The organism is Flavobacterium sp. GW821-FHT12A05 (genome assembly GCF_058807735.1).
Map to the genome: position 1 here is coordinate 275,209 of NZ_JBXAQY010000008.1, position 11,703 is coordinate 286,911.

At 32.2% G+C, this 11,703-nt stretch carries 10 protein-coding genes and 1 tRNA gene; 7 read left to right on the forward strand and 4 right to left on the reverse strand.

Translation table 11 applies throughout. The features are described from left to right. Nucleotides 1-167 precede the first annotated feature (167 nt). Nucleotides 168-1,019, forward strand: coding sequence for a thioredoxin family protein (locus AC1RRQ_RS19700; RefSeq protein WP_493024707.1), 852 nt, complete (start codon nt 168-170; stop codon nt 1,017-1,019). Between the two features lie 69 nt (nt 1,020-1,088). Here the strand turns inward: AC1RRQ_RS19700 and AC1RRQ_RS19705 are convergent, their stop codons facing one another. Both AC1RRQ_RS19705 and AC1RRQ_RS19710 read right to left on the reverse strand, forming a co-directional pair. Continuing rightward, nucleotides 1,089-1,784, reverse strand: coding sequence for a YiaD family glycine zipper/OmpA-like lipoprotein (locus AC1RRQ_RS19705; protein ID WP_493024708.1), 696 nt, complete (start codon nt 1,782-1,784; stop codon nt 1,089-1,091). 17 nt (nt 1,785-1,801) lie between these two features. After that, the gene (locus AC1RRQ_RS19710) at nt 1,802-2,308 is read right to left on the reverse strand and encodes a lipocalin family protein (protein ID WP_493024709.1); all 507 of its coding nucleotides are present in this window, start codon (nt 2,306-2,308) and stop codon (nt 1,802-1,804) included. A gap of 202 nt (nt 2,309-2,510) precedes the next feature. Between AC1RRQ_RS19710 and htpG the strand changes: the two genes are divergently transcribed. From htpG to AC1RRQ_RS19735, 5 genes are all read left to right on the forward strand, one after another. Beyond that, entirely contained in the window at nt 2,511-4,394 is a 1,884-nt protein-coding gene (gene htpG, locus AC1RRQ_RS19715) for a molecular chaperone HtpG (RefSeq protein ID WP_493024710.1), read from the forward strand. A 350-nt stretch (nt 4,395-4,744) separates the two neighbouring features. Next, nucleotides 4,745-5,992, forward strand: coding sequence for a hypothetical protein (locus AC1RRQ_RS19720; RefSeq protein WP_493024711.1), 1,248 nt, complete (start codon nt 4,745-4,747; stop codon nt 5,990-5,992). Nucleotides 5,993-6,135: 143 nt separating this feature from the next. Further along, nucleotides 6,136-7,401, forward strand: coding sequence for a patatin-like phospholipase family protein (locus tag AC1RRQ_RS19725; RefSeq protein WP_493024712.1), 1,266 nt, complete (start codon nt 6,136-6,138; stop codon nt 7,399-7,401). A gap of 129 nt (nt 7,402-7,530) precedes the next feature. Further along, nucleotides 7,531-8,358, forward strand: a complete 828-nt coding sequence (locus tag AC1RRQ_RS19730) for a hypothetical protein (protein WP_493024713.1) — start codon at nt 7,531-7,533, stop codon at nt 8,356-8,358. A gap of 135 nt (nt 8,359-8,493) precedes the next feature. Next, the gene (locus AC1RRQ_RS19735; RefSeq protein ID WP_493024714.1) at nt 8,494-9,228 is read left to right on the forward strand and encodes a DUF4369 domain-containing protein; all 735 of its coding nucleotides are present in this window, start codon (nt 8,494-8,496) and stop codon (nt 9,226-9,228) included. 57 nt (nt 9,229-9,285) lie between these two features. Here the strand turns inward: AC1RRQ_RS19735 and AC1RRQ_RS19740 are convergent, their stop codons facing one another. Further along, a complete protein-coding gene (locus AC1RRQ_RS19740; RefSeq protein WP_493024715.1) occupies nt 9,286-9,744 on the reverse strand; it encodes a hypothetical protein in 459 nt (152 codons plus the stop codon). A gap of 418 nt (nt 9,745-10,162) precedes the next feature. Here AC1RRQ_RS19740 and AC1RRQ_RS19745 point away from each other — a divergent pair, with 418 nt between their 5' ends. Beyond that, nucleotides 10,163-11,422: a hydroxymethylglutaryl-CoA reductase gene (locus tag AC1RRQ_RS19745; RefSeq protein ID WP_493024716.1), complete on the forward strand. Its 1,260-nt coding sequence runs from the start codon at nt 10,163-10,165 to the stop codon at nt 11,420-11,422. A 202-nt stretch (nt 11,423-11,624) separates the two neighbouring features. On the opposite strand, the gene AC1RRQ_RS19750 is transcribed toward AC1RRQ_RS19745, so the two are convergent. Then, nucleotides 11,625-11,701: transfer RNA gene (locus AC1RRQ_RS19750), tRNA-Thr, on the reverse strand. Between the last annotated feature and the right edge of the window lie 2 nt (nt 11,702-11,703).

Sequence of the window (11,703 nt, forward strand, 5' to 3'; positions counted from 1 at the left end):
ATAATTGAGAGGTCAAATTTACAATGTTTAATTTCTAAAGTCAAAAAAAATAAAATTTAGATTATCATTGAAATTAAATTATCATCAGACAACTTAAAATTAGTATTATTGTAAGAAAATTATATAAACTAAAATCTTAGCAAATATTGTTTCTTTATTTTATAAACATGAAAAAATATCTAATTATTGTATTTGTATTTATTTCTCAAATTGGCCATGCAGCATGGCACACTTCATTTGAAGAAGCTCAACAGGAGGCGCTAAGTACTAATCGATTAATTATTATTGATTTTACTGCCAGATGGTGTGCCCCATGCAGAGAAATGGATTTAAATTCATGGAATGATATCCAAGTCGAGAATCTTTTGCATAATTATGTGAAACTAAAAATAGATATAGATTTGAACAGAGAATTAGCAGTAAAATATCTTATTAGGGTTCTTCCGGAAATGATAATAATTGATGCTAATGGTAAAATTATGCATCGCTTTTCTGGTTACCAAACGCCGGCTAAACTAAAAAACGAATTATTCCCATTTTGTTTGTCTACCGAATATTTATCATCGGAATTAATCAATTTTCATGGTGCAAAGAAATACAATACCGCGATTCGGACTGCTCAAAAATATTATAGTTACTCTTTATTAGTTGACAAAAAAATTAAAGGAAAAGTAATCAACATTGGCTCTGATTACTTAAAAGATGCAAAAGATGAGTTAAACAGCAAAGAAGAAAATTATACTCAAAAAAAGCAAAAACTACAGCTTCTTGCCTTATATGAATTAGCTTATCGTTTTGATTTTGAAAAATTAAATAAAAAAATTGCAGCTTTTAACCCTGAAAAGATTGAGGAACTAAATCAATATCAATATTGGTTTTTGAAATATTTATCCAGCAAAGGAAACCAAAAGGACGTCAGCGAGATTCAAAATTTCTTAAAAGAAAATAATTTAGAAGAGGTTATACAAAACGGCAATCAGCTTTATGCCTTTTATGAAAAATCGCTGCTAAAAATATAATCCGCGTCTTAACAAAAAAAGCTGCTTCAATTAAGAAACAGCTTTTTTTATATTTTATTTTATCTGAAATTATTTTCCAGCTTCAGCTTTTGCATCATTAACCATTTTGTCATTTGCTGTAATAGAAAACTCTACACGACGGTTTTGAGCTCTTCCTTCTGGAGTATCGTTTGTTGCAATTGGATCAGCAATACCTAAACCTGAAGTTTTAAAACGGCTTGATTTTAATCCTTTAGAAACTAAATACGCTTGAACAGAAGCTGCTCTTTGTCCAGAAAGTGTCAGGTTATATTCTGGTTTTCCAGTACTATCAGTATAACCAAAAATCTGAATATCAGTATCTCCGTACTCATTAAATACAGGAACTAATTTATCTAAATTTGCTTTTGCCTGAGTTGTTAAAGTCGATTTGTTAGTATCAAAACGAACAGAATTCTCATTTAAAGTTAAGTGAATTCCTTCTCCAACTCTCTCTACAGAAGCTCCTGGTAAAGCCTGATCAATTTCACGGGCTTGTTTGTCCATTTTATTTCCAATTAAGGCTCCGGTTCCACCACCTACGGCAGCTCCAATTGCAGCTCCTAAAGCAGCGTTTCCGCCATGTCCTAAATTATTTCCTAAAATACCTCCAATGATACCACCGGCAACTACTCCAATTCCGGCTCCTTTTTGAGTATTATTTGCGTTTTTTACTGAATCACAGCTTGCAAAAAAACTAACTAATACAAGTAAACTACTTAAACCTAAAACTGTTATCTTTTTCATATTTTATCTTTTTAATATTAATTAGCTCTTTGAAATTGGTAAGTAACATCTTTTACTTGTCCTCCAACATTGATGTTATCGATTAACTGAAAAGAAGTATCAGTTAAACCGGCAACTTTAAGTAAGTATCCTTCTTTTACATTTTTTGATTTTGTTCCCGGATTAACAATTTTAAGAACAAAAAGCCCCTGATTGTTAATACTCCATACAATTGGCGATGTAAAAGCTGTACAGCTTGCAGAATTTAAAGTCATTGTTCCTTTATTGTTGTTAGAAATAAAGTTCCAAGTACTGCCAATAAAACATTTAGAATCTGCCAGATCAAATGAGTTTACTTTAATATAATCAGAACCCGGATAAGTTACATTGGTAAGAACCCAATTTCCTTTAATAGCTACTTGAGTAGGTCTGTCAAGTTTAGTCGAAAGCATTGGTGCTTCTGGTGAAGTTGAAGCTGTAGACGAAGCTGATTTACACGCAAATAAACTCGCGGCAACCAGGCAAATGAAAATAATCTTCCTCATTTTGTACATTTATTTAAGTTAATACTTACACGTTTAACAATTATTATACCACAAATATACGATTCATTGAGAGAAATTCACTTTTACAATCTAATTATTTTCTTTCAAAATTAACATTTACGACAATTTGTCATCTTAAAAAAAATGGTATTTTATTTGACGGAATGAAAATCATCAAGTTAAATTCAAAAAATAAAAAAATATGACAACAGGTAAAATTAATGTTTCGGTAGAAAACATCTTTCCCTTAATCAAAAAGTTCTTATACAGTGATCACGAAATTTTTCTTCGTGAGCTGGTTTCAAACGGAACTGATGCTACATTAAAATTAAAACACCTTATCAGCATTGGCGAAGCTAAAGTTGAATACGGAAATCCTATTATCGAAATTAAAGTAGATAAAGAAGGAAAAAAAATTCACATTATTGACCAAGGTCTTGGAATGACGGCTGATGAAGTAGAAAAGTACATCAATCAGGTAGCTTTTTCCGGAGCCGAAGAATTCTTAGATAAATACAAAGATTCTGCAAAAGATTCTGGAATTATCGGGCATTTTGGTCTTGGTTTCTATTCTGCCTTTATGGTGGCTGAAAAAGTAGAAATCATTACAAAATCATACAAAGACGAACCAGCTGCACACTGGACATGTGACGGAAGCCCTGAATTCACTTTAGAGCCGGCTGACAAAACTTCACGTGGTACAGAAATTATCCTGCACGTTGCCGAAGATTCTTTAGAATTTTTAGAAGATTCTAAAATCAGCGGTTTATTGAATAAGTATAACAAGTTTATGCCTATTCCAATTAAATTTGGAACAAGAACAGAAACGCTTCCTAAACCAGAAGATGCTCCGGAAGATTACGTTAACGAAACTATCGAAGTTGATAACATCATTAACAACCCAAATCCGGCTTGGACAAAACAGCCTTCTGAATTATCTGATGAAGATTATAAAAACTTCTACAGAGAATTGTATCCAATGCAATTTGAAGATCCGTTATTCAACATTCATTTAAATGTAGATTATCCTTTTAACTTAACCGGAATTTTATACTTCCCTAAGTTAGGATCTGATATGCAGATTCAGAAAGATAAAATTCAGTTGTACCAAAACCAGGTTTACGTTACTGATAACGTAGAAGGAATTGTACCTGAATTTTTAACAATGTTAAAAGGAGTTATCGATTCACCGGATATTCCATTAAACGTTTCTCGTTCAGGTTTGCAAGCTGATGGAGCTGTTAAGAAAATTTCGAACTACATTACTCGTAAAGTAGCTGATAAATTAAAAGCTTTATTCAACGAAAACCGTGCTGATTTTGAAGCAAAATGGAACGACATTAAAATCGTTTTAGAGTACGGAATGCTTTCTGAAGATAAATTCTACGAAAAAGCAGGTGCATTTGTTTTATACCCAACGGTAGATAACACCTATTTCACTTTAGAAGAATTAAAAGAGAAACTAAAAGAAAACCAAACGGATAAAGATGGTAAACTTGTAGTTCTTTATGCTGGAAACAAAGAAGAGCAGCACTCTTATATTGAAACAGCAAAAGAAAAAGGATATCAGGTATTGCTTTTAGATTCTCCAATTATTTCGCATTTAATTCAGAAAATCGAAAACGATAATCAAGGCTTGACTTTTGTTCGTGTAGATTCTGATCATATTGATAACTTAATCAAAAAAGACGAAAACACGATTTCTAAATTATCTGATGAGGAAAAAGCAGCATTAAAAACTTCATTAGAAGCTTATATTCCAAAAGCATACAGCGTACAGCTAGAAGCTATGGACAGCCAGGCAGCTCCATTTATTATTACGCAGCCAGAATTTATGCGTAGAATGAAAGAAATGAGTCAGTCTGGTGGTGGAGGAATGTTCGGAATGGGTAATATGCCGGAAATGTACAATCTAGTTGTAAACACCAACTCAGATTTAGCATCAAGCATTTTAAATACCGAAGATAAAACGCACCAAGAGCATTTAGTTAAACAGGCTTTAGATTTAGCTAAATTATCTCAAAACCTATTAAAAGGTGAAGCATTAACTGCTTTCGTAAAAAGAAGTTTTGAAATGATTAAATAAGATTTTAAATCATACAAATAATTAATAAGCCCCGTAAGTAACTTACGGGGCTTATTTTTTTAAAGAACTCAAAAACAAAACACAACAAATTTAAAATCAGGTAATTATACTCGAAACAGATAAACAAAAAACATATAACTTTAACATCGTTTTTTTATTGCGTAAAAGATTTATGAATTTAAGAATGAGCTTGTCTGCAAAATAAAGATGAAGTAATTCTTGGGAGATTTCAAATACAGAGCAATAATTTTTAACCAATCCCAGAGGTTTCAAAATATTAAGGATTTGATTAAAAATCAATTTTAATTCAATACTAGTTTTAACTGATTTTATAATTTAAATAAATCCCCATGTCAAATAAAATAGGAATATACATTACAGGTCTTGGGCAATCTATAGACAATGAAACTGTTGAGAAATATGCCGAAAGACTTAAAAATGAATTAAGCTTTAAAACAGATGGCACTTTTTATCATCTTAAAATTGAAAAAGAAATCTATCCAATAGACAAAGATTGTACACTGGTTAAAATTTACAGGAAAGACAGAAAAGATAAAGATGATAAAAATATTGACGGAGAACTTGTTTATAAAATATACGATTTTCAATACCATCGAATCTTAACAGATCGATTTCAGCGATATAATATTATTATAAAAAACCTTCTTTTGTTTGTTTTGGTTTTAAAAAAATTTCCTCAAATCATATTACGCCTTTTTAATGGCAACGGTTTTAGCAGACCACTTCAAACACTTTATGCTTTTTTAATTTTGCTTACCATTTCTGCTTGTGTTCTCTTTTTAATTCCTGGCTGTATTGATCTTATAATAAGCAGTACAGGCAAAGATGCAAGTACAAATATTAATGAAATACTTTGTTTCTTTAACACAAGATATAGAATTACCTATGAAAATGCTGAAAAGCTATCAAATTATTCAAAAAAAATACTTTCCATAACAACTTTAATACTTCTTTTTGCACCGCGATCAAAAACCATTCTTACTTCATTAGCAACAGAATTCTCATGTGTCGACAGTTATATTACCAACGGAGAACAAAGCCAAATTTTATTGGGAAATCTAGATCAATTAGTTGAATACATTGCAGAGAATGAACCAAATCCCGAAATACATTTTCATTCATACAGCTTTGGAAGCATACTAGCCATAGACGCACTTTTTCCAATTGCAAAAATTCCTCCATCTGATAATATTAAAAAATTAACCAAACTCCTTATCACTACCGGAAGTCCTTTTGAATTTATTAATGCTTATTATCCCTCCTTTTATGATAACAGATGCGATGTAATGAAAGATCATTTAAAATGGCTGAACATCTACTCTATTTCGGATGTTTTCTCAACAAATTTCAGAAGAGATTCTAGACGAGGCGAAGCTGAATTTGGTATAAAAGACATATCACTTATCCCCGAAAATATTAATTATGAAATTACTTCTGACCGACCAGGGATAATTTCCTTTTTTTCATTAAACAGCATTAAAATGCATAAATGCTATTGGGATGCATTAACAATAGGTCAAAGCTGCATGAAAGTATTGCTGCCTGTTATGTTAAGAGAAAAGCTAATCAAATTATAAATTTTCAAAAAACATCCCTCAGAACAAAGTTTTAAATTACTAAAAAGGGTATTTATCCCCTTTTTTAACAAATATGAATTCTATAATTTTATTTTACCAAAAACCCAAACAACTGATTAACAAAACCTAAAAACAAAAAAATCATGGATAAACGAAAATTTACCGAAAATGGTGAAGTATTAACCATACTACGAGAACTTCAGGAACAAATAGGAGACAAAAAGTTCTCTGACATTGTAGACAAAAACAATTATCAATATGTCGATTTAGTACAAGAAGGCGGCGGCGTGCTGGGCATTGCTTTGGTTGGATATGTGTATATACTAGAAAAAATGGGAATCCGTTTTTTAAGCTTAGCCGGAACTTCAGCCGGAAGTATCAATACCATGCTTATGGCTGCGGCCGGAACTTGCGATATTGAAAAATCAGAATGGATATTAGATTGTCTGTGCAATAAAAATTTATATGATTTTGTAGACGGAGATCAAGATGCAAAAGAATTTATCGATGCTTTGTTAAGCAACTCAAGCAATCTAAAGATAGCCCTAAAAGGTTGTCAGGTTGTCGATAATTTTCAAAATGATTTAGGTTTAAATCCGGGTACTAATTTTCATCAATGGATTTCGAATCTTCTTTCGCAAAAAGGAATAAAGAATTACGGCGATTTAAAAGCTTTGCGTTTAAAAGGTGTTTCTGATGATAATCAATTATTCCAAATAAATAAAATCAATCCTGGAGATAGAGAAATATATACCAGACCAGATCATTGGAGTAACATTGCCATTATTGCCGCCGATATTACGACTGAAAGCAAAATTGTTTTTCCAAAAATGATTGATTTGTTTTACTCTAATCCCGATGTTCAAAACCCAGCCGACTTTGTGAGAGCATCTATGTCGATACCATTGTTTTTTACTCCTTTTAAAATAAAAAATATTCCAACCGGCATCGAAGCATGGGAAAAATGGAATGATGCCACAGCACTTAGAACCTCTGTTCCCTCTGAAGTAGTTTTTATGGATGGAGGCATTATTTCTAATTTCCCTATTGATATTTTTCATGAAAATCTAACTGTTCCTGTTTCACCTACTTTTGGCATTAAACTAGGATATGATAAAAACGAAATCAATACAAATGAAAAAATGTCAAATGTGATTAGCTCTATGTTTGACACTGCGAGATATGGTTATGATTCAGAATTTTTGAGAAAAAATCCGGATTTTAAAAACCTAATTGGATATATTGACACCGGAAGTCACAATTGGCTCAATTTTAATCTTACTGAAGATGCAAAAATTGATCTTTTTATACGTGGAGCCCAAAAAGCCGCAGAATTTCTAACTAAATTTAATTGGGAGAAATACAAAGACATAAGAAGAGCCAAAAGCAAATATTATAATGCTGTTTAAAAAAAATCTACTTTTAACAAAATACGTTTTCAAAATCCTGTAAGTCTGACTTGCAGGATTTTTTATTAAGATTCATTTTTTTTATTACATTTGAATACCCTATTAATCTAATCTTAAACAAAATACGCTATGAAAAAAACCATCTTTTCATTCTTAACCCTTTGTGCATCGGCACTGATCTATATTTCGTGCTCCAGCAATAATGATGAAGTTGTAAACCAGGCAGACACTACCAGCATCAGCGCTTCTATAGTAATTGATGCAATAAACGACATGGACGTTAAAACCGGATTAACTGCAACAAACAGTAATCCGACAGGAAAAACAACCGAAAGTCCAGCACCAACTTGTGGTAATGTTACAATTGAAACTCCAAACGGAACTGCTTATCCAAAAGTATTTACCGTAGACTATGGCACCAGTGGATGTACAAATAATCAAATAACAAGAAAAGGAAAATTAAAAATTACCCTTTCAGGTCCAATTATTACAACTGGCAGCAAAATGACTATTGAAAGAATAAATTATTCTGTAGGCAATCTAAAACTCGAAGGTACTATAGAATACACTAACACAACAACCGTTGCAACAGTACCGCAATGGACCAGAAAAGTAACTAACGGAAAGCTGACAGATGCGGCCGGACGTGTTTTTACAAATTCAGGATCGGTTACCGTTAAGCAAACTGCCGGGGTTGATACTCCTTATGTTTTAGAAGATAATGTATATGAAATGCCAGAAGGAAATCATATCGTAACTTCAGAAAAAGGTGGCTCTTTAGTACTTACTGTGCTAGAAACTTTAGTGAAAAAATACTCTTGCGATTATATCTCTAAAGGAAAACTAAGAATTGAAGGCGGATTTTTAAATGGTGTTGTTAATTATGGAAACAACGATTGTGACAACAAATATACCTATACTCATGAAAGCGGCGCAACGTATACTTTAGGAATGTAATCGCTTCATTTTAAAAAAAATATGTAAATCCCAATTTAGAAATAGATTGGGATTTTTATTTTTTTGAAAAATTAAACAGCCGCTTATTTACATTCAAACTATTTTCTTTATTTTGCACCAAAATCCAATAAACTAATGAAAAAATCAATTATTGCCTTTGTTACTCTTGCACTACTTGCATCATGCAGCAAAAAAGAATCTGCTGACAACTTACATATAACAGGAAATGTAAAAGGTTTAAAAACCGGAACCTTATATATTCAAAGAATTGTAGACACAGCTCTTGTTGCTATTGACAGTATCAAAATCGACGGAAATTCGGCTTTTGAAAGAGATATCAAATTAGAATCTCCAGAAATGCTTTATTTATTCTTAGATCGTGGTGTAACGAATTCTTTAGACAATAATATCTTATTTTTTGCCGAGCCTGGAAATATCAATATTGATACTAATCTGGATAATTTCATTGCAAATGCAAAAATCACAGGATCTAAAAATCAGGAATTATACGAGGAATATCAAAAGATAAATGTTCGTTTTAGAGATGAAAACCTTTCTATGGTTGAAGCAAAATTCAAAGCCTTAAAAAGAAAAGATCAAAAAGCAATTGATAGTCTCGACGCAAAACAACAGTCAAATATCAAAAGAAAATATTTGTATGCTACAAACTTCGCCATTAACAATAAAGATCATGAAGTAGCGCCTTATATTGCTTTAGCAGAGATTTACGACATTAACGTTAAGTTTTTGGATACCATTCAAAAATCTATGACGCCAAAAGTCGCAAAATCACTTTACGGAAAGAAGCTGACTAAATATGTTGCCGAAGTAAAAAAAGCGGAACAAAAAGCTCCTGCTGCTGCAGAATAATAAAATAAAAAAATGTCCTGAAAATTCAGGACATTTTTTTTTTAATGTATAAGAATATTACTTTCCTAACAAAGCACCTAAAATACCAAATACAAACACAAGTCCGTATAGTACCAAAATCGCAATCATTAGAATACCCACAAATTTATAGTGTGATTTTAAATAGCCAAATGAAGTGGTCAATGCTTCTGAATCATTATCCTTAAAAGCCTTTTTTGTATTTACTCCAAACTTAAACAAATAATACACCGGAAAGAAATAAACAGCCGCCAATACAAAATAAACAGCACCCATTATTGCGCCAAAAGAACCTCCATAAGCTCCCATTCCCGGCATTGAACCTGCCATTGTAGAAAAGATTGCTCCTGCGAAAATTGCTATTATTAAAATAAAAGCAATTCCTACGAACCCAATTATACCAAGAAAGTAAGCCCATTTACCGGCTTCCTTTAAAAAGTCTTTTGCAGATTGATCGAGCTGCAGCTCAAATTTTTCAAAAACTGAAGTTTCTTCCATTAGATTATGATTTTTGGTTAAGAAACAAACATAAGAAAATTATTGTTACAATTTAACTCCGCAGATATTATAGCTTTATATTTCAAACACTTAATCTTAACAAAATTAAAATTGATGACTCAAAAAACACAAAATCACTTTTACGGAAAGAAATGGATTGAATTTTTACTTAAATCAAAAACAAAAAAATACATAACATAATAAAAACCAATTAGTTGCAAAGTAAAAACATTGTTATACCTATTTTAGAAATCCTTTTTTTTTAAAGAACAGGATTTTTTTATGCCCTTTTTTTTATTATCGCATTAAATAATCACAAATATCTGATAATTAAATAATTAACAGTTAAAATATAAGAATTTTCATAAATATATTTTCGATTTGTAATAACTTAGCTTCAAATTAAAAAACTACAATTATGAAGAATCCACCTAGTATTATCAGTCGCGCAAAGTATGATTTTATCGATTCATCAGCTATCGAAAAAATAGAGTCCTACAGTAGTAAACCTAATTTAGAATTAGAAATGATCCCTACTGAAGATCCTTATACTTTAAATGGTCAAAAATTGCGTTTAAATTTCATCCGTCAGCATTTAAAATCAAATGTTGATTATTTATCGGGAGAAAAAATATTCAATGATAACGAAATTTTAAAAGGCAATATCGAAAACTACATAGGAATAAGTCAAATTCCTACCGGGCTTATTGGGCCATTGGTAATAAATGGAAGCTCCGCCCAAGGAAGTTTCTATGTTCCTCTTGCTACTACAGAAGGATCCTTGGTCGCGTCCTTTAACAGAGGCGCAAAAGCCTGTAGAGAATCTGGAGCAATTACCGCAATTACATTACAAGAAGGAGTACAAAGAACTCCAACTTTTAAATTTAAAAACTTAATTGATTTAGGAAAATTTGTATCATGGGTACTGGAGCACAAAGACACATATTCTATTCTAACCCGCGAAACCAGCAATTATGCGATACTAAATGATATTGGAATTAACATTGAAGGAAATATTCTCATCTTAAGATTCGAATATACGTCTGGCGATGCATCAGGTCAAAACATGGTCACTATATGTACAGATAAAATTTGCAAGTATATCCTAAACAACTGCCCTATCGAGCCTGTTTTTTGGACTATTGAAGGAAACACTTCCGGAGATAAAAAAGCAACTTCATTAACTACAAAAGTACGGGGAAGAAAAATAACCGCCGAAATTACATTAAAGAATGAAGTTATTCAATCAGTATTAAAAACCACTCCTCAACTACTACATCAACAATGGCTGATGAACAATTCTGGAGCCGTAAAATGCGGCAGTATTGGCACCGGGATGCATCCTGCAAATGCCCTTGCCGCTTTATTCATAGCTTGCGGACAAGATGTAGCCTGCACAGGCGAAGCTTCTACTGCGATTACACGAATGGAAATCGATTCAAACGAAGATTTGTATTGCTCTATAACAATGCCTAACATAATTGTAGGCACTGTTGGCGGCGGAACCAAATTTCCGACACAAAAAGAATGTCTTGAATTAATAGGATGCTATGGGTTGGGCAAAAGCGGTAAACTTGCCGAAATTGCTATTTCGCTATGTTTAGCGGGAGAAATCTCAATTTTAGCCGCTATGGGATCAGGACAATTTACAGCAGCCCATCAAAGACTAGGCAGATAACCTAAATTATTGAAGTTTTAATAACGCTGATTTCAATAATTAAAATTCTAAAAATAAAAATCCAAATTCCAGGTTTTCTATTGGGATTTGGATTTTTATTTTCACCATACAAACCTTTGTCAAAGTTTGAAACTTTGACAAAGGTCCCAAGTTGGAGTTCATTTTTAAACAAAAAAAAACCACCACAAATTGTGATGGTTTTTGGAGCCGATAGAGGGACTCGAACCCACGACCTGCTGATTACAAATCAGCTGCTCTAGCCAGCTGAGCTACATCGGCCT